We start from the raw sequence: 26,866 nt of genomic DNA, 5'->3' as shown, positions 1-26,866 counted from the left end.
GGAATAATTACTTTAAGATTAGAAATTCAGCGAGAAAATCGGAGGTTAAAATACTATTTGTATATAATTCACCAAGAAAAGAGTGCAAAAAGATGGAACTGTTCGTACAGGCACTGCCACGTATACTGCTGCAAATGTATATGCAGATACACCTGAACTAGCACAAGGCTGCCAGTAATAATGGTAATGATATTAGAAAATAAAGCCACCTATTGGTGGCTTATTTTAGGACATGCTAGATGATAAAATAATGTTCAACTGCACAGCTATAACAACTACGAGTGTTAACCACATTTTATAGGTGCAGCGATTCTACGATTTGTTCATCATTTAAACTCCAGTAAATAGCTTTCTTTTCAATAATATTTACGCTATATGCTTTAATTCCAGCGTTAGCCATCTCTCGTAGAAAGTCTAAAAACGGAAGAGTGATGTTTGCAATGAGTTGTAATGCCTGATTTTCATCAAAGTCATTCGAAATCACAAAGTTAACTTGAGGTTCTGTTTTTACCTCTGCGTGCTCACCCTTGTAAGTGGCTTGTCCTGTGGAAACATCAACATCGTATTGACCAATTCCAATTTCAGATAATTCTTCCAAAAATTCAGCAAAGCTTGTCTTTCCAGTGCTTCTTCTTTCAATAACTTMATGTACCGCCTGCTCTATTTGTTTACCACTCATGATCATTCCTCCATAAAGAATTGACTTTAACATTGTAACCTTAAACCTACAGAACAATAATATCCTCTTGGGATAAACATTCATAGGGACGGTTCTCTGTTAAGTATTGTAATAATACTTAACAAAATATATTGCCCGGCCTGAATAAATAGGCTATTATTAAATATATATTAATTATCTAAATATTCAAATATAAATTAATACTTAATATTAGAAATAATAGTGTTGTTTAAATCAGACTTTAATAGGTTTTGAAGGAACAAGTTAATTAATACTTAATAATTGAATGTACCTTATTTAAAATGGATTTTAATTAATATTGAATTGATAATTAAATATTAGTTAATTAATACTGTTTATTAAAGGGGGTGATGGGAGCAATAGGATTATAAATAAGGTAATCATTCCATATGACTCAGTACATCTCGAAAATTACCATAAAAATAGGTTATAAGCTTAATAGAAGTAACAAACTAAAAATTAGGAGGGTATGCTTTGAAAACAATAGGAACAGCACCTGTAATAACTGGAAAAAAAACGAAGGGGTACTTGCAGGTGGGTAGTGATACGGATGGCTCGCCCATTCAAATTCCACTGCTTGTCGCTGCTGGTAACCAGGATGGACCAACCGTTTGGGTACAAGGCGGGATCCATGGAGATGAATTTGGAGGGACAGCTTCCATCATCAGATTTTTTCAGGAATTGGACCTGGATGACCTTCACGGGACGTTTGTAGGTGTACCAGTAGTAAATCTTCCATCCTATAAAGCAAGGTATAGAACATCACCTATTGATGGCGCCAATTTGAATCGTATTTTCCCAGGTGATCCAAAAGGGACCTATAGCCAGCGCCTTGCACATACTTTATTGCAAACCATTACGGATCACGCTGATTATATGCTTGATTTACATTCTGGGGGTATTGGGCTACATGTTCCTTACTTCTTGATTTGCAGATATGCTGAAACAGAAGCATCGGAGAAATCGATGTGGCTTGCCGAACGGATGGGAGCAGAAGTTATATGGCGAGTGGAGGGTATATCTTCTACTAGTGGAGTCGGAACTGATTCTGTCATGAAAAATGGTGTTCCAGCGGTTACGATTGAGGTTGGCGGCGGTAATGTGACGGAAGAACATGAACATTTATATAAAGAAGCAATCGGAAATGCCATGAAGGCCCTTGAAATGATTTCAGGTGAGGCGCCAGTTCAAAAACAATATTCAGTTTATAAAGAGGGCGACTTCCTATTTGCGGGATTTGGGGGACTTTTCGTACCAGCCGTCCAGGTTGGATCTATTTTAAATCAAGGAGATTTAATAGGTTCCATTATAAACCTGCATGGTGAGGTGTTAGAGGAATTGAGATGTTCAGCGGACAATGCGTATTTAGCAGCTACTGGACACCGTTATTGGCCGACCCACCCTGGCCAGTTAATTGCAGAAACATACACAAGTTAAAGTCGGAAACAGCAAATATTACTATATCACTTAAGGATATTAAAAGGAGGTTTTTGGGGATGAAAACAGTTGGAACAGCAAAAATCGTTAAGGGTGAAAAAACAAAAGGGTACTTGCAGGTAAGTACAGACACAGATGGAAGTCCGTTTCAGATGCCGGTTCTAGTGGCAGCGGGTGCAGAGGATGGACCGACTATTTGGGTGCAAGGATGTGTGCATGGTGATGAGTATGGAGGAGCAGCATCAATAATCCGCTTCTTCCAAGAGTTAGATCTTAGCGAACTGCGTGGGACTTTTGTTGGTGTCCCAGTTACGAATCTTCCATCATTTAAAGCCCGTTATCGAACATCGCCGATTGATGGTGCGAATTTAAATCGAATTTTCCCTGGTGATCCAAAAGGGACCTATAGCCAACGCTTGGCTCACACATTAATTGAAACAATTTCGGAGACTGCCGACTATGTTATTGATTTACACTCTGGTGGTAACGGAGCCTATGTTCCGTTCTATGTCATTTGTGATGTAAATGATCAATATGCCGGAAAGAAATCATTATGGCTCGCAGAACGTATGGGAGCAAATGTAATCTGGCGCTCTGAAGCAGAGACAGATGTAACCGGTACTGGAACGGCCCATCTTGTAAGCAAAGGAATCCCTGCTGTAACAGTAGAATGTGGCGGTGGTAATGTTACTGAAGAACATGAGCATCTTTTTAAAGAATCGATTACGAATGCAATGAAGGCACTTGAAATGTTGCCAGGTGAAGCTCCTATTCAGGAGGGGTATACAGTCATTAATGGTGCAGACTTCTTTTTTACCGGACAAGGAGGATTATTTGTTCCAAATTGCCAGGTTGGCGATGTAGTACATAAAGGAGATCTGATTGGATCAGTTATTAATCTTTATGGAGAAGTGACGGAAGAACTCTATTGTCCGACTGATGAAGCGTATATTGCTGCGGTTGGTCATTGCTATTGGCCAGTACATCCGGGTCAGCTGATTGCGGAGGCAATTCCAGTTGTAAGCAGGATTACTCGCAATGAGGTTAGTAAAACAATACTTGCTTGATTGTAATAATAGATTTTATCTTTTAATGGAAAAAAGAAACTAAAACATAGCCTCCTTACCTCTGGGAGGCTAAACGGTTATTATACAAGTATGAGAATAAAAGTGATAAAATATTATACACTTTTTCCTCTCGAAGCAGATTTTTGCCTCCTGATTTCATAGGGTTATCAACTATCTGGAGTAGGGTGCGGAAAATAAAAGTGAAAATTACTATTTTTTTGAAAATTCTAATTTAAAAATAACGATAAATCAGCTAAAATAACATAATAATATACTTCGAAAATTGAAAATTTCGAAAACTGAAAGAGGTGTTTCTGTGAAAGACGTATTACAATTTATCGACGAGAACTGGAATCAAAATCTAAAAAGATATCAGAAATATGTTTCGCAGCCAAGTATCAGTGGTGATGGAACGGGAATGGTGGAGATTGTTGAGTTGCTGCAGGGCGAGCTTAAGGAGCTGGGATGTCAAAGAGTATTCTTAAAAGAAACGGAAGGGTACCCGATTATCTTTGGCCACCTCGATGAAGGGAAGGAAAAAACGATTCTTCTTTACGGTATGTATGATGTACAACCGGTTGAAGGAGAAGAATGGATGGTCGAACCTTTTTCTGGCAGTATAGTAGATTTGCCTGAATTCGGTGAATCCATTGTAAGCAGAGGGATCACTAACCAAAAAGGTCCTTTGGCTGGATTTATGAACGCTGTTGCAGCTATTAAAAAGATAAAGGGAAGCTTGCCAGTAAACCTTATGTTCTGCCTTGAAGGTGAAGAGGAGCTGGGAAGTGTAAATCTTCCAAGAGCACTTGATGATTTAAAGGATGAATTTTCAAATTGTGATGCAGTATTCTTCCCTCATTTTTCTCAAGATCCCGACGGAAAAGTTGAACTGTTTTTAGGTTCAAAAGGAATTGTTCATATAGAACTTACGGTTAGAGGCGGTGATTGGGGAGCTCCGACGACCCGGGGTATTCATGGATCTAATGCAGTTTGGATGGAGAATCCAGCGTGGCACCTTGTTCATGCTCTTGCCTCTTTGAAGGATCGGGATGAGAAGGTTTTAATAGAAGGATTTTACGATGATGTAGCAGAGCAGTGGCCAGGTGATGAAGAAATTATCGACCAAATGCTAAAGACCTTTGATGAGAAGTCCATTTTAAAACGTGATGATGTCAAAAAGTTCAAATTTGGCTTAACGGGTAAAGAACTTTTAAAGCGTTATTTCTACTCCCCGGAGCTCAATATTAATGGATTGGTGAGCGGTCATCATGGTGAAGGAACCAAAACATTACTGCCACACGAGGCGAAAGCGAAGCTAGATATTCGTTTAGTACCAAATATGTCACCTGAAAAAATCTTAGCTCAAGTCAAAAATCATTTTGAAAAACATGGGTTTCATAACATTGAAATGGATGCGGTAAATGCATACAACTGGGCGAGGACTTCGACCGAAGAACCAGCCATGAAAGCATTGCTGCAAAGTTTTGAGGACCTTGGATTTGAATATGAGCCATGGATTTCTATGGCGGGCTCTGCACCTTTCTCTTTATTTCAATCGAAGCTTGGTTTGCCTTTTGCCTTTGGCGGCCTTGGTCATGGATCCAGACAGCATAGTCCAAATGAATATGCAACGGTTGAGGGAATGAAAAATTTAGAAAAATCTTGTGTGCTTTTCTTAGATCATTATTCCAAATACTAGAGGTGGAAAATATGAAGAAAACATTGATTTCAATTATAGCATTCCTATTACTTATGGCTTTAGCGGCATGTTCCAATGACACAACTACAACTGATAATAAACATAGTAACAATAACAATGAAAAGGAACCAGCCAAGCAGCAAGATAGGGTTAGCGTCGTCATGTGGAGTGCTCCAGATACTTTTAATCCATATTTTTCACAGGGGAACTACGGGAAATACGCAGGTGGAGAATTAGTACTTGATACTCTATTAGACTATGACCCTGAATATAACTTCATCCCTTCGTTAGCAAAGGAATACACCGTTTCAGATGATGGTTTGGTCTATACCTTCAAGCTAGATGAGAAGGCTGCATGGCACGATGGTAAACCGTTTACAGCCTCAGACGTTGCCTTTACCTTCAAGTCGATAATGGATCCCGAATGGACAGGTACTGGATATGTCAGCCTTAGCCTAGTAAAAGGTGCAAAAGATTATAAAGAAGGGAAGGCTAAGGATGTCCCAGGAATTGAGGTTGTAGATGAACATACAATAAAGATTACGCTTGATTCTCCATACGCACCATTCCTTGAGGCAGTTGGAAAGGGGCTTTGGATCCTGCCTGAGCACGCATTTGCAGGTGTAAATGCGGCAGATATGGCAACCGCTGATTTTGCTAAAAACCCAATTGGTACAGGTCCTGTAAAGTTTGTGCGATATGCTACTGACCAATATGTAGAATACGATGCAAATGAAAACTACTTCTTAGGCGCCCCGCAATTTAAGAAATTGATTCTCCGCATTATGACGCCTGACCTTGCTTTAGCTGCATTTGAAGCTGGCGAAATACATGCAACCACTCGAACGGGTATCGGGACAATCAATATCACAGACCATAAAAAAATTCAAGAGCTTCCAAATGTTAATGTGACTGTATTTGATACGATGTCGTATCAAACGATGACAGTGAATACAACGAAATCATATTTAAGCGACAAAAATGTGAGAAAAGCAATCATGCATGGAATTGATCGAAATGCGATTGTAGAGCAGCTTTTACAAGGTAAAGGGAAAATTGCGAAGGGGCCGATTGCAGAGGAATCACCTTGGTTTAATGATAAATTGCCTTTTTATGGTTTTGATCCTGAGTTAGCCAAGGAGTTACTTGAAGAAGCTGGCTGGGACTTTAATAGAGAAATACAGTTATCTGTACCGAAAGGAAATATTATTAGAGAACGTTCAGCACCACTTATCCAGCAATATTTGCAGGAGATTGGCATGAAAGTTAAATTAGAATTTATGGATTTCCCGACATTAATGGATCTAATGGAAAAGAAAGAGTTAGATATCGCACTACTAGGAACCTCCACGGGAATGGTAGATCCAGATTCTAATATTTATCCATTCTTCCATTCCTCTCAATTACGTCCAACCGGATGGAATACAGCTAGCTTCACAGCTGATAAAGTTGATGAATTGCTAGAACAAGGAGCTGTTGAAACAGACCCTGAGAAGAGAAAGCAAATTTACGACGAAGTACAAGAAATTGCGGTTGATGAATTGCCGTATATTTACTTATATTATGAGCAATCCATTGGAGCTGTAAGTAAGGACTTAAAAAATGCTGTTCCAAATCAAGTAGGAATTGAGTGGAATATTTATAAATGGAACTTTAACGAATAAAGATATTTCCTCCATATGCCTTTTTTCTAAAAGGTATATGGAGGTTATCATTTAGTAAAGTTGGTGGACGCAAATGTTGGTATTTATCCTGAAAAGAATAATTGGGGCTATCCCATTGTTATTCCTAATAAGTATCATTGCTTTTTTGTTGGTGAATTTTATGCCGGGTAATCCTGTTGATATGATGATTGATACCACCATTACGGGTGCTGAACTGGAAAAGAGGAAGGAACAGCTTGGTTTAAACGATCCCCTTCCTGTCCAGTATGTTAGCTGGTTAAAGGAAGTTGTAGGTGGTAATCTGGGATATTCGATGTCAAAGGGTGCCCCTGTAACAGAATTAATTAAAGAGAGGGTTCCTGCTACGATGCTGTTGATGGGACTATCCCTCATTCTAAGTTTGATGATTGCTATTCCTATTGGGGTTTTGTCTGCTACAAAACAATACTCAATATGGGATTATATTTTAACTTTTTTTACTCTCGCGGGAGTATCTATTCCTACATTTTTCCTCGGTCTTTCCTTTATTTATATATTTGCTGTGAAGCTAGGGATGTTTCCTACAGGAATGATGGGTACACCCGGTGTTGAACCATCCATCATGGATACAGCAAAACATCTGATTTTGCCGATGTCGGTTCTAGGCTTGCATGGAGCGGCTGTTTATACCCGGTACATGCGCTCAAGTATGCTTGAAATTATAAAACAAGATTATATCAGAACGGCAAGATCGAAAGGGTCCAAAGAAAGGAAAGTTATCTTTGTGCACGCCCTTCGTAATGGACTTATACCTATTGTTACCCTTATAGGACTTTCTGTTCCTACGCTATTTAGTGGTGCAGTTATAACAGAACAAGTTTTTTCTTGGCCAGGTGTTGGGAAACTTATGGTAGACTCGGTTTTTTCAAGAGATTATCCAGTACTAATGGCGCTGATCCTGATTACGGCCTTTCTTGTTGTGCTAGGAAACTTACTTGCAGATATTTTGTACAGCTTCGTTGACCCAAAAGTAAAGTTGAGGTGATGGTATGAATGAGACGCAAAGAACGATCTCACCGAATGATTCCATTCTTCTGAAGAAGAAAAAGCCAAAGTCTACAAGTGAATGGAAAGTGGTTTTTTCGAAATTTAAACGTCATAAATTGAGTGTTGTTGGATGTTGCATCATGATGGTCTTTATTTTGACTGCAATCTTTGCTGATTTTATCGCACCGTATGAACCGAATAAGATAGACCCAGCGGCATTTGAACAAGCTCCCAGCAAAGAACATCTTCTAGGGACCGATTCGTTAGGACGGGATGTTTTAAGTCGGATTATTCATGCTTCAAGAGTTTCATTAACCGTTGGAGTTGCTGCGGTTACCATGTACTTAGGGATCGGAATTGTACTCGGGGCGATCGCTGGGTACTTTCGTGGAATCATCGATACGGTTATTATGCGATTTGCAGATGCAATGATTTCATTCCCTGTACTGCCTTTAGTCATTGTTATGGTTGCCATTGCAGGAAACAGTGTTTATAACATTATCATCGTAATAGGACTTGTGATGTGGCCTGAAGTGGCGAGGATTGTGAGGGGGCAGATTTTGTCTCTAAGAGAGCAAGAGTTTGTGGAAGCAGCACGGTCGATTGGTGAAAAGCCACTCTCCATTATTTTCACCCAGTTAATTCCCAATGTATTGGCTCCCGTCATTGTTGCAGGTACGTTCGGAATCGCCAATGCAATTCTGCTTGAGGCAGGTCTTTCTTTCCTGGGTTTGGGAGTACAACCTCCCGGTGCGAGTTGGGGTAATATGTTGATGGACGCCCAGTCGATTACAGTATTAACCAATCTGCCTTGGTTATGGGTGTTTCCGAGTATATGTATTATTCTAGCGGTTATTTCGATTAACTTTATTGGCGATGGTTTAAGAGATGCAATGGACCCAAGACAGAAATCATAAAAACTATAATCGTAGAGGGGGAAGATAGAATGGTAGTAAAAGTGGGAGAAATTGAAGGGGTTAAAGGTACGGTACAAAAGGGATATTTTAAGGTTGGCAGCTATTCTGATGGAAGCCCAATTTCACTTCCGGTCATGATTGCAGCAGGGAAAAAGGATGGACCGACACTTTGGCTCCAGGCTGCTGTTCATGGCGAGGAATTTGGTGGTTCTGCTAGTATTATTAAACTAGTAAATTCATTAAACCTGGATACGTTAAWGGGGACGGTTGTAGCGCTCCCTGTTGTCAATATTCCTAGTTATCGAGCAAAATCCAGGACATCGTCTTTAGATGGAGAAAATTTAAATAGAATTTTCCCGGGGTCTCCCAATAATACGTATAGCCATCAATTAGCACATGTACTTGTTGAGGAAATAGGGAATACAGCTGATTATTTTATAGATTTACATAGTGGCGGGATAGGGGCGGAAGTTCCTTTTTATGCCATTTACGTTGATGATCAATCGGAAGCCGCAAAGGAATCGAAAAGATTATGTAAAGATCTTGGTGTTGAATATATTTGGAAAATCAAAGGGGAAGCTGGACTACTCGGTGCAGTGGTCGCACAAATTGTGAGCAAAGGAATTCCGTCGTTAACGGTAGAAGTTGGCGGTGGAAATGTTACGGAACAACATATTCACGAATATACCTCTTCAATGGAAAATGTTATGAAATCCATCGGAATGATTGAGGGAGAGACTCCGGTGTTAGCTCAATATACAATTATTGAAGATGGGAACTTCTTGTTTAACCGTGAAGGCGGTATGTTCATACCTAAGTGTCAGGTAGGAGACGTTCTAAATAAGGGAGACTTAGTTGGACAAATTACCAACCTGTTTGGAGACGTAGTAGAAGATATCGTAAACCCATCAGACAATGGGTATATTGCAGCAATTCGACTGGGATACTGGCCTTGTGATGCAGGGGATCTAATAGCGGAATCAATCGTCATTGAGAAGCGGGAAACCATATCAGAATAATACTTTATTAATACATTCGTAGAAAAAAACTTGGGAGGCGGTGGCAGTAATGGTTGAACCCCCAATATTAGAAGTTACACACTTAACAACAAAGTTTCAATTGGAAAATGGAATGTTCTCAGCAGTAGATGACATCTCATTTAGTGTCAATAAGGGCGAAACAGTTTGTATTGTAGGAGAAAGCGGCTGTGGGAAAAGTATTACCGCCCTTTCTATCATGGGGCTTGTGCCTTCTCCTCCTGGAGTTCCCTCCACTGGAGTAATTAAATTGGAAGGTGAAAACCTTCTCGATTACACACAGAAGGAAATGCTGAAAGTTAGAGGAAAAGACATTTCGATGATCTTTCAAGAGCCGATGACTTCCTTGAATCCGGTTTTTCAAATCGGACCTCAAGTGGCGGAGGTTTTATTAAATCATAAAAAAATCAAAAAATCAGAGGCTTTGAAGCTTGCTGTTGAAATGCTAAGGAAGGTTGGAATTTCACAGCCCGAAATTAGGGCAAAGGCATATCCTCATCAATTATCGGGTGGAATGAGGCAAAGGGTCATGATTGCCATGGCTTTAGCTTGTAATCCGAAGTTGTTGATAGCGGATGAACCTACTACGGCACTTGATGTAACGATTCAGGCGCAAATACTAGAATTAATGAAGGCTCTGAAGAGTTCGTTTGGTACCGCTATTGTATTAATTACGCATGACCTTGGTGTTGTTGCGGATATGGCAGATCGAGTGGTAGTCATGTATGCCGGAAGTATTGTTGAGGTAACGGATGTGTTTTCATTGTTTAAAAATCCTAGCCATCCCTATACAGAGGGATTATTACAATCGATTCCAAGAATGGAAAAGAAGGTGAAGCACCTTAACGTGACAGACGGCTCGATTCCGATGTTAAATGAAATGCCACAGGGGTGTAAATTTCATCCTCGGTGCCCATATGCCACGGAAAAATGCAGAAATGAGAGACCGGCGCTTAAAGAAATTGCGGCGGGTCATCAGGTTGCTTGCTGGTATGCAGAAGTGTTAACTCTAGAGGGGGTAAAAGTTGTATGATAAATGCAGTAAACCCTGATAGGGTACTTGAAAATATCATCACGTTAGATCAAGTTTCAAAGAATTTTGTGGATGGCAGCAAATTCTTTAAAAAGCAGCGCGTTACACGTGCGGTTAATAAAGTAACGTTAACTATTAAACAAGGAGAAGTTCTTGGACTTGTAGGAGAAAGTGGTTGTGGGAAGTCGACTTTAGGGAGAGTAATCTTACGCCTTCATGATCCAACATCTGGATGTATTGGATTTTTAAATCAAGACATTACCCATATGAAAGAGAATCAATTGCGTTCGATCAGAAGAGATTTTCAGATGATTTTTCAGGATCCGTATGCTTCGCTTAATCCGCGGTTTACGGTTAGGGAGATTCTTTCGAAACCTTATAAGGTCCATGGAATGTCTTATACAGTTGAGACTATTAAGGAAAACATGGAACTAGTGGGTTTAAATCCGAGTTATATAAACAGGTACCCACATGAATTTTCGGGTGGGCAGAGACAGAGGATCGGGATTGGCCGTGCTATTGCACTGAATCCAAAGTTTGTTGTCTGTGATGAGCCTGTTTCTGCATTAGATGTATCCGTCCAGGCGCAAATCCTGAATTTACTCACTGACTTAAAAGAAAAATTAAAAATGACTTATTTGTTTATTTCGCATGACCTAAGTGTTGTGCATCATATAAGTGATCGGATTGCCGTTATGTATTTGGGGAATATTGTAGAAATACAAGAAAGAGATCAATTTTTTAATCACCCATTGCATCCTTATTCTCAAGCTTTGCTATCCTCAATACCACTCGCAAACCCCTTCCTTCAAAGGAATAGGGAGCGCGTAATACTTAAAGGAGAACTTCCAAGTCCTATTAATCCGCCGCAGGGCTGTCCGTTTCATCCGAGATGCCCAATCGCTCAGGATTGTTGTAAAGAAGCAGAACCTGAGTTGAGACAAATGGCAACGGGGCAATATGTGGCTTGTCATTTTCCTTTAAAATAAGCTCACAAGGAAATAGATATTGGATCAATTTTTTGCTGCCGCTAAAATGACAGACATATCATTGAGTTAAGTAGCGGATCAATCCACTTCGTTAGTGGTAAACCCAGCTGTTACTAGAATTAATAACAAGCACCCTGGTAAATTAAACGTACCGGGGTGCTTGTTATTTCTCCGAATTCTCAAATGAAATCCCCTTCAAAACAAAATTAACCCCTAAAAGTAAATTATAGTTAATATAAAGAAAATGCAATCATTTTTATTCTCAAAAAATTAAATAAAAATTAATAAAAATATATTGATTATARACATTTAGTCTTGTATTATAGGATTAATTAATAGTTGGAAAATTCTAATATTAAATAATAATTAATAACCTTGCCGTTTAAGATTAATTATTAATTAATTTTAGTTTCGAGATTATCTCTGTTTTCTTTATTTGCCAAGATCTTTTTAACTAGTTTTGTATATTCAAAAGTTTTATAGTTTGGAATTATTAAGAAAGGAGAAGCAAGTCAGTATATAACTATATTTGGGGAGGTGTTTCAGTGGGGAAGTTTATAATTCGCAGGTTGTTAACGTCGATACTAGTTCTAATTGGTGCTTCAGCTATTGCCTTTGTACTGTTAAGAATCATTCCAGGTGACCCCGCTTTGCTGATGTTGTCTGAGAATGCAACGGAAGCTGAAATCGAACAGATGCGAGAGGAAATGGGATTGAATCTGCCGATTTATGTACAGTACATAGATTACGTAAAACAAATGATTCACCTTGATTTTGGAGATTCATTAAGCAGAGGATTACCTTCTATTCAGTTAATCTTAGAGCATTTGCCTGCAACCGTACTTTTGGTTTTTTGGGCGATGTTTATTGCAATCGTGATAGCCATACCACTCGGGATGATGGCTGCCGTTAAGAAAAATTCCCTCGCAGACCATATTGTAAGTGTCTTAACCTTGTTAGGCCAATCTGTTCCAAGCTATTGGCTTGGTATGATGCTAATTTTATATGTTGCCGTTAATATGAATCTACTTCCTACTTCTGGTTTTGGCACTCCGGCCCATGTGATTTTACCAGCCTTCACTTTAGCAGTTTACCAGCTTGCATTAATCGCACGATTGATGAGGTCGAGTACACTTGATGTCCTTAACAATGACTACGTTCGAACCGCACATGCAAAAGGTCTTCCAGAAAGCTTCGTTCTTTTCAAACATGTTTTTAAAAATGCATTGATCCCAACCATTACGATGATTGGTCTTCAAACAGGTCAGTTGTTAGGCGGGGCCATTATTACTGAATTTATCTTCTCATGGCCAGGACTAGGTTTCCTAACCGTTCAGTCCATTCAGTTTAGGGATTATCCAATGATTCAATCACTGGTTATTGTTTCAGCAATTGTCTTTGTAGTTATTAATCTTTTGGTTGACATCATTTACGCCTTAATTGACCGGAGAATTGTTGTAGATTCTTAAGAAGGGACTGGTAGCATGATTTCTTTTTTAAAACAAATCAGCCGCAGGAAAACGGCCATTGTCGGACTTACTTTTCTTATTGCGATTATCGTGGTAGCCATTTTTGCACCTTTATTAGTGCCGATGGATCCAACTCATCAAAATATAGCTAGCAGATTAATGCCTCCAGGCTGGAAGAATGCGGAAGGGATAACACATTTGCTTGGGACGGACCAATTAGGACGTGATGTTTTTAGCCGCATCATTTATGGTTCACGCATATCCATCATGGTTGCAATCGGTGCAGTTGTAATTGGCGGGACAATCGGACTTATCGTTGGGTTAGTCTCAGGATATTCAGGAGGATGGATTGATAGCGTGTTAATGCGCTTAGTAGATATGCAGCTCGCATTTCCATTCTTATTGCTGGCCCTAACCATGGTTGCCATCCTTGGACCAAGCATTATGAATGTTGTGCTTGTACTCTCGATAACAAGCTGGATCTCTTACGCCAAAATCGTGAGAAGTTCTGTACTTTCGGTAAAGTATTTGGAGTATGTAGAGGCGGCAAAGGCTGCAGGTACTTCTCAAATTGCAATATTAACCAGACATATCTTACCAAATATTATTTCTCCCTTCATCGTCGTGGCAAGTTTCCAAGTAGCAACACTAATCATTGCAGAATCTTCTCTTAGCTTTCTTGGCCTGGGCGTTCCAGCAAGCCAGCCAACCTGGGGTTCCATGCTGGCAGATGGAAGAGAGTACATGACCGATGCTTGGTGGATTGCGATTTATCCTGGGATCATGCTTATGCTAGTAGCCATGAGTGCAAATCTCTTTGGAGATGGACTGCGGGACGCACTTGATCCAAGATGATTGTAAATAAGGTAAAAAGAGACACCAAAGCTTAGAAACATACCAAACCTAAAGGAGAGGATGTAGTTTCCTGATGAAGAGAATTGATAGTTTAACAGATGTACCGTTTCAAGTAGGGGAAGTCGTCAATACTAGTATTTCTATTGGAAGTTTACCAGATTCAACAGATATTGATATTCCAGTCATTATTGGCACTGGTGTTGAAGAGGGTCCAACCCTACTCCTAACAGCATTGTTGCATGGGATCGAGATAGGCGGTTTCGATGTAATTAGAAGACTTATGTATGAGGAGATAAATTTTAAGGAAATGCACGGGAGGATCATTGCGGTTCCGATTGTAAATCCTTTAGCACTACGTGCAGCCAGCCGTTTTACACCACAAGACTCAGCTGATTTAAATAGAGTCTTTCCAGGAAGTGCGAGTGGGACGCTTAGTCAAAGAATTGCCCATATGATTACGGACAAACTGGTGAAATACGCTGACTATGTGGTGGATTATCACTCCTGCAACCCGCCATCCGAAGTATTCACCATTGTAGATGCAGGTGGAAGTGCCAAGGTGCAAGAGACCTCGTGGGAAATGGCAAGAGCGTTTGGAGCGATTACTGTCACACCAGCATCTGAAATCCAAGGTACCTTCAGTGGGTACTTATCTTCCATCGGGAAGCCAGCCATTACACCTGAATTAGTCTTCTCCCGCAGGTTTGACCATTCATCAAAAGCAGGTGTGATTGGAACGAAAAATGTCATGAGATACTTGGGCATGGTCTCTGGTGCTGCGGAAATTCTTCCAGACACTTTACCATTTAGTGGTTCATTACTATATACGGCTTATTTCGCTGACACTGGTGGATTTGTTGACTTTACTAAAAAAATAGGGGACGAGGTGAAGAAAGAAGAGGTGTTCGCAACAGTCTGTAACCCTTATGGAACGATAATTGAAGAAATGCGTTCACCGGTAGATGGAATCATTATTGCTTTTCCTTTAGCTGGAAACCAATCAGTCACAACCGGAGACAAGGTAGCTTATTTTGCATCAAAGAAATAGATTCAAATAATTAGTAGTTAAAATTTGAGGAGGGGTTTTTTTGCTAAAAAAATGGGTTCTTTTTTCTATCATGCTCGTACTTGTCTTTACACTTGTTGCGTGTTCGGGTACTACGTCACAAGAGACTGACTCTGAAGGAAATCCAGTAAAGGATCTTATCGTTGCGACGGGTGCAGACCCAACATCTCTTGATCCGCGTAAAACTTGGTCAGGTCCAGGCTATAGTATCAATTCTCATATTTTTGAACCGCTTGTTTTTAGAAAGATAGTAGATGGCAAGGTAACAATCGAGGGAGTTCTGGCAGAAAGCTACGAAAATATTGATGAACTTACATGGAAGTTCACACTTCGAGAGGGTGTCAAATTCCACAACGGTGCACCATTTAATGCGGAAGCAGCAAAATTTACCCTTGAGTCCATTGCAGATCCTGCATTTAACACACCAATGAAAATTTGGTTAAATGATATAGCAGAAATTACAACTGAAGGAGATTTAACATTAATTATCAAAACCAAGACTCCTACTCGCGGTCTCTTAAGTTCACTTACCCAGGTGCCAATTGTTGAGCCGGGTGCTGTGAAGGAGCTTGGAGCTGAATATAATGTAAAGCCAGTCGGTACAGGTCCGTATGAAGTTGTAAAATATACAGCAAATAATAATGTAAAGCTAAAACGATTTGATGGTTACTGGGGCAAACAGGGTGTAAGTGACACGATTGAATTTAGAATAATGCCTGAAAATGCTGTGAGACTTGCCGCATTACAACGTGGTGATGTTCATATTGCTGAAAATATTTCTGCAGACAAAATTGATACCGTTAAGAAGGATGAAAACCTAGATATCTTTATAACAGAAACCCTTCGTGTCAATATGATGGTGGCGAACTTTAAAAATGAATGGATGGCAAAACAAGAATTCCGAGATGCTATTTCACTGGCCATTGACCGTAAGTCTCTTGTAGATAATATTCTTAGTGGTAATACCATCCCCGCCTCATCTGTCTCACCTCCAGGAACAATTGGTTTTAACGATGAACTTGAAGTGTATCCCTTTGATCCAGAGCAAGCAAAAAAACTTTTAGCTGAAGTAGGTTATGATGGCTCCCCAATCAAAATGGGTGCTCCTATTGGTAGATATGCAATGGACCGCCAGATGGGTGAAGCTGTTGCTGGAATGCTGCAAGGCGTCGGCATAAATGTAGAACTAGAAACGCTGGAGTTTAGCTCGTACGTGCCAAAGATGGATGAAGGTGCCTATGACTTCTATTATATCGGTGTCGCTGACTTAACAATCAATCCGAATACACATTGGAATGGATATTACTATTCAGCAAATGCTGAAGGCGGGTACGCAAATCCAGAAGTCGACGCTTTAATGGATCAAGCAATTCAAACCATTGATAATACTGAAGTAACTAAGCTTTACAAGCAAATTCAAGAAATTTTATATAAAGAAAAGCCAACCTTCCCACTTTATTACGAACCACACATGGTGGGAGTAAGAAAAGGTGTTAAAGGATTCGAACCAAGGCTAGATGAATACGTAATTGTTCGTGACGCATCTTTTGAAGAATAAATGATTTTTAAGAGCCACTAAAAAATAGCTGACCATGTTGAAGGAAGGTATCATAGTCTTTCTTCAACATACCTTCAGAATATAAATCATAGGAAATGAGGAGTATACCATGAAAACGATTGGGACAGCGGTTGTGAAACCAGGGGAAAAAACACGGGGATTTATTCAAGTAGGAAGCGATACGGATGGATCGGCTTTTAACATTCCTGTTTTGGTAGCAGCCGGGAAGGAAGATGGACCTACCATTTGGGTACACGGATGTATTCATGGTGAAGAATATGGAGGTGCAGCATCGATCATCAGGTTTTATCAGGAATTAAATATTGAGGAGTTAAAAGGCACCTTTGTCGGCCTGCCCGTGATTAACATTCCTTCCTTTAAAGATCGAAATCGTATTTCTCCATTAGACGGCGCGAACCTGAATCGTATTTTCCCTGGAAATCCAAGGGGTACATACAGTGAGCGATTAGCCTATAAAGTACTGGAAACCATTGAATCAACCGCAGATTATGTAATCGATTTACATTCAGGTGGAATTGGAGCGAAAGTACCGTTCTATATGATTGTAAAGGCCAATCAATCTGAGGCGGCTAAGAAGTCAATGTGGCTTGCTGAACGCATGGGTTCTGATGTCATTTGGCGTTCCAAAGGGGAAGCTGGCACAGGTGGCTCCATTACATCTCACGTCATGAAGTTAAACATTCCAACAGTAACAGTTGAATGTGGGGGCGGAAATGTAACCGAAGAGCATGAGGAACAGTTCAAGATAGCAATCGGCGGGGCGATGAAAGCACTCGAGTTGATTCCAGGAAAACCGCCTGTTCAAAAGGGTTATACTGTAATCAATAATGCTGATTTTATCTTTACGGGTGAAGGTGGATTGTTTGTTCCTGAGTGTGATGTGGGTGATGTTTTAAATAAAGGTGATTTAATCGGATCAATTATGAATCTTTACGGTGAGGTGACAGAGGAATTACGCTGTGAATCGGATAATGCCTACATTGCAGCAGTAGGGCATCGTTATTGGCCTACAGAGCCAGGACAATTAATCGCAGAAGCGATCCCGGTCGAGTCTAGGGGCGGTTCTGAATGACAAAACCAGTCCTAGAAGTCCGCGACTTATCTATTAATTTTCATTCTGATCGCGGAGTCACTCCTGCTGTGAAGAATTGTTCCTTCACCATTCATTCAGGTGAAACGGTTTGTATTGTAGGAGAATCTGGATCAGGGAAGAGTGTTACCTCTCTCGGCATCATGGGGCTGCTACCCAAGCCTGCGGGAAAGGCAGATCATGGGCAAATTCTTTTTGAGGGAGATGACTTACTTAAGAAAAATAAGAAAGAAATGAGAAAAATTCGCGGTAATGAACTATCCATGATCTTTCAAGAGCCGATGACCTCGTTAAATCCCGTCTACACGGTAGGTGACCAAATTGCCGAGAGTCTTCGCTTTCATCAAAAACTGAACAAAAAAGAATCCATGGATAAAGCAATTGAATTTTTAAAATTAGTTGGTATTCCTTCCCCTGAACAAAGGGTGCATGAATATCCACATCAACTATCAGGTGGTATGCGCCAGAGGGTAATGATTGCGATGGCTTTGGCATGCGATCCGAAGCTATTAATCGCAGATGAACCGACGACTGCACTAGATGTTACCATTCAGGCACAGGTACTTGAATTAATGAAGGATTTAAAAGATAAGTTTGGGATGTCCATTTTGTTTATCACTCATGACCTGGGTGTAGTGGCAGATATAGCAGACCGAGTGGTTGTCATGTATGCAGGAATTGTCGTGGAAGAGGCTTCTGTCTGGGATATATTTGCCTGTCCATATCATCCTTATACCCTTGGCTTACTAGAGGCAATGCCATCTGTTGAAGCAAAGGGCAATCGATTGAAAACCATTGAAGGAGTCCTGCCTAACCCGAATAAATTACCTGCAGGATGCCGATTTCATCCTCGGTGTCCATTTGCCTCTGAGCTTTGCCACAATGAAGAACCATCATTAGAGAGTGTGGATGGAGAACGGAAAGTTGCTTGTTGGCACTATGATCAGCTAATGGCAAAAGAGGTGATATAGTTATGGGGAATATTACTGAATTAACAGAACAGCCTAGTAAGACACACTTACAATATAATAAAACCATTCTTGAAGTGAAAAATATAAAAAAATATTTCCCGGTGCAAAAAGGGTTCTTGGGTAGATCAATCGGCTGGCTGAAGGCAGTGGACGATGTCTCATTTTCTGTAAATGAAGGTGAGACGCTTGGAATTGTTGGTGAATCAGGTTGTGGAAAATCAACCCTTGGCCGGAACATCATTCGACTGCAGAAGCCGACTGACGGCCAAATTATTTACGGAAATCAAGATATCACCCATTTTAATGAATCAAAGCTAAGGAAGGTAAGAAGTGGAATGCAAATTGTATTTCAGGATCCTTATGCATCATTGAACCCGAAGCTTAAAGTCGGTGATATCATTGGAGAACCTCTTCGTGTTCACAAACAGGGTAATTTGCGAGAGAGAGTGGACAGAGTAAAGTGGCTTCTTGAAAAAGTTGGATTAGAACATCATCACATTTCCAGATACCCTCATGAATTTTCTGGTGGCCAGCGGCAGCGTATTGGAATTGCCAGGGCACTTGCACTGAATCCAAAGCTGATTGTATGTGATGAACCAATCTCGGCATTAGACGTGTCCGTTCAGTCTCAGGTCATTAATCTTCTTCAGGACCTTCAGGATGAATTCGGTCTTACTTACCTTTTCATTGCACATGATCTTTCTGTCGTAAGGCATATTAGCACTAGAATTGCTGTCATGTATCTTGGGAAAATCGTTGAACTGGGAGAAACGGAAGAAATTTACCATAAACCTGCACATCCATATACGCATGCACTTCTATCAGCGATTCCGGTTCCCGATCCAATTGAACAGCGAAAGAGGGAGAGAATTATCTTAACAGGTGACGTCCCGAGTCCAATCAATCCGCCTCAAGGCTGCAGATTTCATACTCGATGCCCAATTGCAATGGATAGGTGTAAGCAAGAGGAGCCCAAATTTGAGGAAAAGTCGGACGGACGATGGGCAGCTTGCCATTTTCCTCTTTCATAAACAGTTAATTTGTCTTATGATGAAAGTGCTGATTACTGGGAAAGGAGGTATATATTCTTGGAATTTGGAATGAAGATACGTGTATTAAGAGAGCAGCAAGAGATCACGGTAAAACATCTGGCAGAATTGGTTGAATGTACACCAAGTTTTATTAGCCAAATTGAGAGAGGGATGGCAAATCCATCCATAAATACATTGAAAAAAATCAGTAATGTGCTTGGTGTTTCATTGGTTCATTTTTTTGACGAAGATGACGGAGTAACAGAGGATACGGAAAAGTATATTATTCGCAAAAACAAAAGAAAAAGATTTAAGAGTGCAATGGAAAATACAGATGTTTTCTTGCTAAGTCCTTCCGACATCGAAAGTAAAAATATTGAAATGCACTTAATGCGAGTAGCACCAGGTGGAAAAAGCGATAAACTCTATACCAACTCCGGTGAAGAGGTAGGTTATGTACTAAAGGGAAGGCTAACCGTTTACTTAGGTAATGAGAAATGTGAGCTCGAAGAAGGAGATAGCATGTATTTTCCCGGCCATATACCACACGGATGGGAGAATAACTCCGATACTGAATCGGTTACAATTTGGGCGACTACCCCTGCCATACTAAGAGCTGGTGAGAGCTTGGTTTTAGGAGAAACAATCTTTAGTGCCTCTCCTAAAGCATGAATAGATTAGTTAATTATCATATCAGGGACAGTCTCCTGATATGAACGAAAATTTCAAGTCCTTACTCAAAAATTTCGTATAGGCATCTCTTTTTGGCAACCCAAAGAGAGGTGCACATTTTTCATGTTTCCTCAGAGAAAAACTTTATATGGAGAGGTGGGCATGATAACCTTTTTGGTAGGCGCCAATTCCTGTTAGGTATTGGTTGCTTGGCGTATGAATCATGCCCACAGAGGCTCCATTTCAAGTTTTTTGGACTTATTAGGTGAACTATCCATAGGTTCTAAATTGGTTAAATACACGGCACGAAGGCAAAAATTACTCTACGACGGTGAGCAATCTGATATTCGTGGGTTTTCACATTTAATCTTTCCGTCTGGGGAGCTTCCACTAACTGCTTTCGTGAGTCCATCCTTTACAGGATGGTCACATGGAGAACGCGTGGATTCTCCTTTCCGGTTTTTACCTTTGCCTTCGAGCCCTGTCTTCAATCAAAGTATTTCTTCCTAGGTAATTCTGTTATTCTTCTTTTCCTTAAAAAACGACAACTATTATTTGGTTACACTATTGCTTGTTTCTCTTTTTCAAGTTCCACTTCTTGTGCAATGGCCCATATAAAGCCAGCTAATTCTCTAGCAACTGCCGTAATAACTTTGCCTGCAGGTTTACCTTTAGCCAAGAGACGGAAATATTTATTGTGCAAACGATTTTGTGCTTTCCACGATATAGAGGTAACGGAAGCGGGTAATCCTTCTTGCCTTTTTTTCAATTCCCCTTTGACAACTGGCTTATGTCGATAACTCCAAGCTGCTTCTACTAATAACCATCTTGCATGTCGATTTCCTGTTTTGGTGATTTTACCTTGACTTCTAACATCACCGCTGGAATATTCACTTGGTACCAAACCTACATAGGACATAAACTGCTTAGCTGTCTTAAACCGACTAAATGATCCAATTTCAGCCGCTAATGCAGTAGCGGTAATGGTTGCCACTCCTCTTAGTGCTTGGAGTGCTTGTATAATAGGGGCACGGAAACCATCTTCAGCCTGTTTTTGAATTTCCTTTTCAAAACGAGCAACACGTTGTTCGTTTTCTAGTAACTGGTGGCGATATTCTTCAAATACTACTTGTAAGGTAGAAATGGGAAAAGTTAATTTACTTAACCACTCACGATAGGCATATGTCCACCGATTGACACCAGTTGGAGGATGGATATCATGACGAAGCAAAAATTTAGTTAAGCGATGTTTCGCTCGTAATTCATCTTCTTTGGCATCTTCACGAGCACGAACTAAATCTCGTAATGCTTCGTCTTCATCAGAAGGAACATAGACTGATGTTAGTTCTCCAGCACGGTGTAATTGTGCTAGCCGAATGGAGTCACGTCGATCTGTTTTAACGCGATCACCAGGTCTTTGTGGAATAAGAGATGGGCAATAACCTCACATTCTACTCCAAGACTAAGAAGTAATCGATAAATACCATATCCTGTAGCACCTGCTTCGTAACAGACTTTCAGTTCTTCAATAGGACCACATTTTTTGACAAGTTTTCTTAAAGCTTCAGGTGTATTAGGGATATTTCAAATATCTTGGCTCTTTTCTACCCTCATCTGCGATAGCAACTGCAATTTTTTCCTTTGAAACGTCTAAACCTACGTACTTTGTGTTATCCTTCATAATAACTAGCTCCTTTCGTAATGTAGCTCTGATTTGGTTGTTTTTCTCAAAAAACAGTTTAACCAAATTAACCTACGAAATTACGAGTAAGGAGCTAGTTTTCGTTCATGATAACTGCTTCCTTCGTTTAGCTAAACGAAGGAAGCAGGAGAACCGTCCCTTTGATGATTTCCACTGATCTGAATTTTAATAGAGACGGAGGATAGGGGGATGCTTATTAATGAAATTGATTATATATTTAATCTATGGAAAACCATTAACCAATGCTTCTGGAATAAGACAATCTTTTTACCTCATATCTTTAAACAGTTAGGGGTGAGCCATACTGAAACATAACAAAAATCAAGTTGTTTTCTGTACGATAAAAGGTTCAACGATTAAAAAGTTCCTTATACTGGACTGTTTAACGGGGACCAGTGTATATTTTGCTTTAAAAATCATCACATCTAGTATATTAATTGGAATGCTTGGAAGTATTGCTTGTACAGAAACGATCAAAAAAGTCCCTTCTATGTTTATTACTAAGAAACAGAGTATTAATCATTGAGATTAATGCTTTTTTACTCTTGTGCTGAGAAAAATATCAAACCACAATTATTTTGTCTATTCTGAAACTTTTTCAATTATTCAACGTCATATAGTTAATCTTTGATAGGGGGTGAAAAGATGGTTCAAAATGCTATAAATAAAGACCGTAAAAAATACACGATTGAGCAGTTTTTTCATACGGAATCGATTATCACGAACTCCATTTCGTTTGACGAAAAGGTCATTTTATTTTCGAGTGATAAAAGCGGTATCTATAATGCCTACACGATTTCGATTGAGGAACAGCACCAGCAGCAGGTAACTTTTTCAACCGACAATGCCATCCATGCCGTTTCATTTTTCCCGAATGATCATCGCTTTTTATATTTAACGGATAAAGGCGGGGACGAACTCCACCATATTTACGTACATAATGAAAATGGAGAATCAGTGGATTTAACGGCAGAGGAGAATGCACGTGCGGAGTTTTACGGATGGAGCAGGGATGAGAAGGGCTTTTTTTATGGCTCAAACAAACGAAATCCCAGCTTCATGGATGTGTATGAAATGGATATAGAAACATTTGAATCAACCTGTATTTTTACGAATAATGTAGGCTATGAATATGGGGCTATTTCTCCTGATAAACGCTATATTACTCTAGCAAAAATCAGAAACACCAATGATTCCGATATTTATCTATATGACCGGGAACTCGACTGTCTCAAGCACCTAACGGCTCATACAGGAGAAATCAATCACCATCCCCAAACCTTCAGCAGGGATTCCGAATATCTTTACTTTTTAACAGATGAAAATCATGAATTTCTCTATTTGAAAAAGATTCATCTTCCTTCTCTAAAAACAGAAGAAGTGGCGAAAGAAAATTGGGATATTATGTCTGCTTCCTTTTCAAGTAACGATCAATATCTTGTATACTCGATAAACTGTGATGCCAAAACAGAGATCAAAATCATCAACCAGGCTACAAACGAACAGCTTGAAATTCCTTTATTGCCGGAAGGGCAAATGACGAACCTGAAAATCTCTAATAGCGGTAAATTAATGACCTTTCTATTAAATAGTTCAAACTCTCCGGCGAATTTATATTCGTACGAAGTGGGATCTAAAACACTAAAAAAGCTAACCGATACCTTAAATCCTGAGATTGATCCCCTTGATTTAGTAAAGGCAGAGGTGATTCGATATCCTTCATTTGATGATTTAATGATCCCAGCTATTTATTATAAACCGGTTGTACAAGCGGGTGAAAAAGTACCAGCACTCGTTTATGTGCATGGCGGTCCCGGAGGGCAGTCGAGGACAGACTATAATCCATTATTTCAATATCTTGTAAATCAAGGTTATGCCATCTTAGCTGTAAATAATCGAGGGAGCTCTGGATATGGAAAGAGTTTCTTTAGTGCCGCCGATTTAAAGCATGGGGAAGTGGATTTAGAAGATTGTATTCAAGGGAAAAACTTTCTTCAGGAGCAGGGAGATATCGAGGAAATTGGGATTATCGGAGGAAGCTACGGCGGTTATATGGTACTCGCTGCCTTAGCATTTAAACCCGAGGAATTTAAAGTGGGAGTAGATATTTTTGGTGTATCCAATTGGGAAAGGACACTGAAAAGTATTCCATCCTGGTGGGAAGGATTCCGTGAAGCATTATATAAAAAGTTAGGTAATCCATATACACAGACAGAATACATTCGTAGTATTTCTCCATTATTCCATACAGACCAAATTAATAAACCAGTAATCGTACTCCAGGGTGCCAATGATCCACGTGTTCTTCAAGTCGAATCAGACGAAATCGTCGAGGCTCTGAAAAACAACAACGTACCCGTCGAATACGTCGTGTTCCCTGATGAGGGCCATGGGTTTATGAAAAAAGAAAATAGGATAAGTGGATATAAGAAAGTCCATGAATTTTTAGAGAAATATTTAAGAGCGGAATAACGGAGAACGGATTACTCAAATACTTTGGTAATTAAATATTTCTCCAAATTTGTAAAACATTTGCAATTAAACATGAAGTAAAGTGCCAGGCACCAGCCAAAATCTTGGATGGTGCCTGGCACTCTTTTGTTATCTGGAGAAGGATCATAATAGTTTTAAGAATCGATTCCTCCAATCCTCTGCTAGGACATCAACTGTTAATATCTTTTCGATGGATGTTTTATCCTGTTTTTGATGAAAAAGAATTTGTGTAGCAAAAGAAACGGATATTTCTTTGGGGTGTTTTTCTACGAGAGTGATGTCGGAATCCAACATAATGGTTCCCTCTTCCAATACCCGAAAAAAGTAACCAGTTAGAGTCGTTTCAACCACTTTCTTTAAAAATTGATGTTCCTGATTATATTTGGAGATCGTTGCACAAGGCACCCTACCTTGTGTTACTTGAACAAGTGTATCGCCAATTTTATATATATCACCAATACAAACCTGTTCTTCCACCATTCCTGTTGCCGTAATATTTTCTCCAAAAGCAGGTAGAATGAGCTTCTTTTGAAAGATCTCTTCCCAATAAGAATAATGTTCAAATGGATACAAACAAACTGCACGGTCTGGTCCACCATGAAACTTGTGGTTGGCAACATCATCACCAACAAAGCCAGATTTTTTCAACTCAACAGCTTGTACAACTGATTTTCCTATTGCGGAAACCTCTTTTTTATTGTTCCAATTATATTCCTTCGGTTTACCAACAGCTAAATGAATAATTTTTCGGTTCAAATTAGACATGACCTCACTTCTACAGACCTCTTTAATCAATACGTGATAGATAATAGTGTCACTTGAAAAGGGACAATTTAAAAAACAATGATTAGGAAAAGGATAACATACTTTAAGTGAAGAATGTGAAGTCATGTTTGATGAAGATTTTGCCGTTGGATCATACTGATTAGGAAGGAACGCAATTAATCTACCAAGTCTTAAAGGAGGCTGCCTTGAACTTTCGAAAAGAATAGAATATAGACCGAAGCTGGAAACAAGAAATTGAACGGAGGAGAAAAAATCATTAAAGTTAAAGTTCGAACAAAAATAAGCTCAATTGAAAATAAGGGATACTTGCATTGAGCTTATTTTTGCAGCTAGTTTTAGCAATGCTCCCTAGCTTAGTTTAAATCTATTGTACAAATCAGTTCATCAGCTAGGATCATTTTCATCCAATGAGAGTACGGTCACACTAGTGGAATCCCCTTGCTCGATATCCTCCTCAGTTGCAGATTTATTTAACACATCTTCTGTATCAATGCCCTCAGCCACTGTGGGTGTTCCTTCAGAGTTTGTATCTTTCTTCATCCTAGACACCTCTTTCCATTATATAGTGTTAAAGATATACGAAATTAGTGTTTCCAAAGATAACTAAATCATAAGGTAATCCATGAAGAAGTGAGCAAAGGGACGGTTCTCATGCTTACATTAGATGCGTAGTAGGCTAAATACTGTGCAATAAACTCCTTCTGTTTTAGAGCATTTTGTGAATGATTTCACTAAAACCAACGGGTGAGGTTAATTGAAGAAGGGATGAAAAAACAGAAGGACAGATTAAACTAAGCAATCTGTCCTTTTTCCGTAGTAGACACAGTTACTTGATGACTGAAATTAAACCTCATCTTCTCGGATAGTGACTACTTTTTCATGAGCACATCGGTTACATATAAACCAAGTTGCAATATATCCCCATCCATCAGGGCTCTGTTTTGTTTCTTCATAAACGTGACCTTTTAATTTACAGATGATTTTCGTTAAAATACCCATCAAAAAACCTCCTTTAATTAAAAGTTGTTTTTTCTACTTTTTCATATTTATGCTCCAATGCTTGTCATTGTTGTTTTAAGTTTTCACTACAATCATTACAAAGAATTAAATTATCTGGATTGGATCTATTTTTTTCGCATACAACGCATAACGGATTGAAGGGGGCTAAAAAAGTTGTGAAGTWTTACACTAAAAGTAAAGGGTGAGGTTTGTGGAAGAATAGTGACACGGGAGTGACACGGGGACGGTTCTCCTGAATCCTTCGTTTAGCTAAACGAAGGATTCAGGAGAAGAACGAAATCGCTACGCGATGGCTCTAAAAGAAAATTTAAATGAAGTTTAATTAAATATACTGTATAATAGTTGCGAACACTTGTATAAAAATGTATGAAAAATAGGTATCGGATTGAATTCCCAATACGACGTAAATTGAAAAAATCCTTCAACGAATAAAAATTTATTTTTGGTGGGGTTACCATATTTTAGTTCATTAGCGAGGGCCGCGACTTCATTCTTCTCTGGCAATCAAAAATTTTGCGCTATGATCTTCTGCATAAAAATCATCAAAGGCACAACTAGCTCAT

25 protein-coding genes are annotated in these 26,866 nt (G+C 39.5%); 19 read left to right on the top strand and 6 right to left on the bottom strand.

Translation table 11 applies throughout. The features are described from left to right. Positions 1–295: 295 nt before the first annotated feature. A complete protein-coding gene (locus BTR25_RS21255) occupies positions 296–679 on the bottom strand; it encodes a DUF1398 family protein (protein ID WP_075690031.1) in 384 nt (127 codons plus the stop codon). Between the two features lie 495 nt (positions 680–1,174). Here BTR25_RS21255 and BTR25_RS21250 point away from each other — a divergent pair, with 495 nt between their 5' ends. The 17 genes from BTR25_RS21250 to BTR25_RS21170 all read left to right on the top strand — a co-directional run bounded on the left by BTR25_RS21250 (position 1,175) and on the right by BTR25_RS21170 (position 20,302). Then, the gene (locus BTR25_RS21250) at positions 1,175–2,137 is read left to right on the top strand and encodes a succinylglutamate desuccinylase/aspartoacylase family protein (protein WP_075690030.1); all 963 of its coding nucleotides are present in this window, start codon (positions 1,175–1,177) and stop codon (positions 2,135–2,137) included. A gap of 59 nt (positions 2,138–2,196) precedes the next feature. Further along, positions 2,197–3,204, top strand: a complete 1,008-nt coding sequence (locus BTR25_RS21245) for a succinylglutamate desuccinylase/aspartoacylase family protein (protein ID WP_075690029.1) — start codon at positions 2,197–2,199, stop codon at positions 3,202–3,204. A 316-nt stretch (positions 3,205–3,520) separates the two neighbouring features. Beyond that, complete coding sequence (locus BTR25_RS21240) at positions 3,521–4,903, top strand: M20/M25/M40 family metallo-hydrolase (protein ID WP_083652498.1); 1,383 nt, start codon at positions 3,521–3,523, stop codon at positions 4,901–4,903. Positions 4,904–4,914: 11 nt separating this feature from the next. Continuing rightward, complete coding sequence (locus BTR25_RS21235) at positions 4,915–6,567, top strand: ABC transporter substrate-binding protein (protein WP_075690028.1); 1,653 nt, start codon at positions 4,915–4,917, stop codon at positions 6,565–6,567. 73 nt (positions 6,568–6,640) lie between these two features. Beyond that, positions 6,641–7,591, top strand: coding sequence for an ABC transporter permease (locus tag BTR25_RS21230; protein ID WP_075690027.1), 951 nt, complete (start codon positions 6,641–6,643; stop codon positions 7,589–7,591). Positions 7,592–7,595: 4 nt separating this feature from the next. After that, positions 7,596–8,510, top strand: a complete 915-nt coding sequence (gene opp4C, locus BTR25_RS21225; protein WP_083652497.1) for an oligopeptide ABC transporter permease — start codon at positions 7,596–7,598, stop codon at positions 8,508–8,510. A gap of 29 nt (positions 8,511–8,539) precedes the next feature. Continuing rightward, entirely contained in the window at positions 8,540–9,529 is a 990-nt protein-coding gene (locus BTR25_RS21220; RefSeq protein WP_075690026.1) for a succinylglutamate desuccinylase/aspartoacylase family protein, read from the top strand. A 49-nt stretch (positions 9,530–9,578) separates the two neighbouring features. Then, positions 9,579–10,580, top strand: coding sequence for an ABC transporter ATP-binding protein (locus BTR25_RS21215; protein WP_075690025.1), 1,002 nt, complete (start codon positions 9,579–9,581; stop codon positions 10,578–10,580). Beyond that, positions 10,577–11,569: an ABC transporter ATP-binding protein gene (locus tag BTR25_RS21210; RefSeq protein WP_075690024.1), complete on the top strand. Its 993-nt coding sequence runs from the start codon at positions 10,577–10,579 to the stop codon at positions 11,567–11,569. The genes BTR25_RS21215 and BTR25_RS21210 overlap by 4 nt, the downstream gene beginning before the upstream one ends. A 545-nt stretch (positions 11,570–12,114) precedes the next feature. Continuing rightward, positions 12,115–13,038, top strand: a complete 924-nt coding sequence (locus BTR25_RS21205) for an ABC transporter permease (RefSeq protein WP_075690023.1) — start codon at positions 12,115–12,117, stop codon at positions 13,036–13,038. 15 nt (positions 13,039–13,053) lie between these two features. After that, positions 13,054–13,893, top strand: coding sequence for an ABC transporter permease (locus tag BTR25_RS21200; protein WP_075690022.1), 840 nt, complete (start codon positions 13,054–13,056; stop codon positions 13,891–13,893). A gap of 73 nt (positions 13,894–13,966) precedes the next feature. Continuing rightward, positions 13,967–14,941, top strand: a complete 975-nt coding sequence (locus tag BTR25_RS21195) for a succinylglutamate desuccinylase/aspartoacylase family protein (protein ID WP_075690021.1) — start codon at positions 13,967–13,969, stop codon at positions 14,939–14,941. 40 nt (positions 14,942–14,981) lie between these two features. After that, a complete protein-coding gene (locus BTR25_RS21190) occupies positions 14,982–16,517 on the top strand; it encodes an ABC transporter substrate-binding protein (protein WP_075690020.1) in 1,536 nt (511 codons plus the stop codon). 109 nt (positions 16,518–16,626) lie between these two features. Then, positions 16,627–17,610 (top strand): succinylglutamate desuccinylase/aspartoacylase family protein, encoded by a 984-nt coding sequence (locus tag BTR25_RS21185; RefSeq protein WP_075690019.1) that lies wholly within the window; start codon positions 16,627–16,629, stop codon positions 17,608–17,610. Beyond that, entirely contained in the window at positions 17,607–18,599 is a 993-nt protein-coding gene (locus BTR25_RS21180; RefSeq protein WP_075690018.1) for an ABC transporter ATP-binding protein, read from the top strand. Before BTR25_RS21185 ends, BTR25_RS21180 begins: the two co-directional genes overlap by 4 nt. Positions 18,600–18,601: 2 nt before the next feature. Next, positions 18,602–19,630, top strand: a complete 1,029-nt coding sequence (locus tag BTR25_RS21175) for an ABC transporter ATP-binding protein (RefSeq protein WP_075690017.1) — start codon at positions 18,602–18,604, stop codon at positions 19,628–19,630. A 57-nt stretch (positions 19,631–19,687) separates the two neighbouring features. Next, positions 19,688–20,302: a helix-turn-helix domain-containing protein gene (locus BTR25_RS21170; protein WP_075690016.1), complete on the top strand. Its 615-nt coding sequence runs from the start codon at positions 19,688–19,690 to the stop codon at positions 20,300–20,302. A 559-nt stretch (positions 20,303–20,861) separates the two neighbouring features. On the opposite strand, the gene BTR25_RS21165 is transcribed toward BTR25_RS21170, so the two are convergent. Further along, positions 20,862–21,728: an IS110 family RNA-guided transposase gene (locus BTR25_RS21165; protein ID WP_303046862.1), complete on the bottom strand. Its 867-nt coding sequence runs from the start codon at positions 21,726–21,728 to the stop codon at positions 20,862–20,864. A 465-nt stretch (positions 21,729–22,193) separates the two neighbouring features. On the opposite strand from BTR25_RS21165, the gene BTR25_RS28540 reads away from it, so the two are divergent. After that, positions 22,194–22,319: a hypothetical protein gene (locus BTR25_RS28540; protein WP_303046859.1), complete on the top strand. Its 126-nt coding sequence runs from the start codon at positions 22,194–22,196 to the stop codon at positions 22,317–22,319. A 6-nt stretch (positions 22,320–22,325) separates the two neighbouring features. On the opposite strand, the gene BTR25_RS27800 is transcribed toward BTR25_RS28540, so the two are convergent. Then, positions 22,326–22,481, bottom strand: coding sequence for a hypothetical protein (locus BTR25_RS27800; protein ID WP_175596847.1), 156 nt, complete (start codon positions 22,479–22,481; stop codon positions 22,326–22,328). A 168-nt stretch (positions 22,482–22,649) separates the two neighbouring features. Here BTR25_RS27800 and BTR25_RS21155 point away from each other — a divergent pair, with 168 nt between their 5' ends. Next, positions 22,650–24,476 carry an alpha/beta hydrolase family protein gene (locus BTR25_RS21155; protein ID WP_075690014.1) on the top strand — a complete coding sequence of 609 codons (1,827 nt, stop codon included), beginning with the start codon at positions 22,650–22,652 and terminating at the stop codon, positions 24,474–24,476. 144 nt (positions 24,477–24,620) lie between these two features. Here the strand turns inward: BTR25_RS21155 and BTR25_RS21150 are convergent, their stop codons facing one another. The 3 genes from BTR25_RS21150 to BTR25_RS27790 form a co-directional block, all read right to left on the bottom strand. Further along, complete coding sequence (locus BTR25_RS21150) at positions 24,621–25,262, bottom strand: MOSC domain-containing protein (protein WP_075690013.1); 642 nt, start codon at positions 25,260–25,262, stop codon at positions 24,621–24,623. A gap of 405 nt (positions 25,263–25,667) precedes the next feature. Continuing rightward, positions 25,668–25,823, bottom strand: coding sequence for a hypothetical protein (locus BTR25_RS27795; RefSeq protein ID WP_175596846.1), 156 nt, complete (start codon positions 25,821–25,823; stop codon positions 25,668–25,670). A 303-nt stretch (positions 25,824–26,126) separates the two neighbouring features. Then, entirely contained in the window at positions 26,127–26,282 is a 156-nt protein-coding gene (locus BTR25_RS27790) for a hypothetical protein (protein WP_175596845.1), read from the bottom strand. Between the last annotated feature and the right edge of the window lie 584 nt (positions 26,283–26,866).

Source organism: Bacillus sp. MRMR6 (genome assembly GCF_001940785.1).
Taxonomy (GTDB): domain Bacteria; phylum Bacillota; class Bacilli; order Bacillales; family Cytobacillaceae; genus Neobacillus.
The sequence above is the reverse complement of the archived record's forward strand: the minus strand, read 5'-3'. Positions and strand labels throughout refer to the sequence as shown.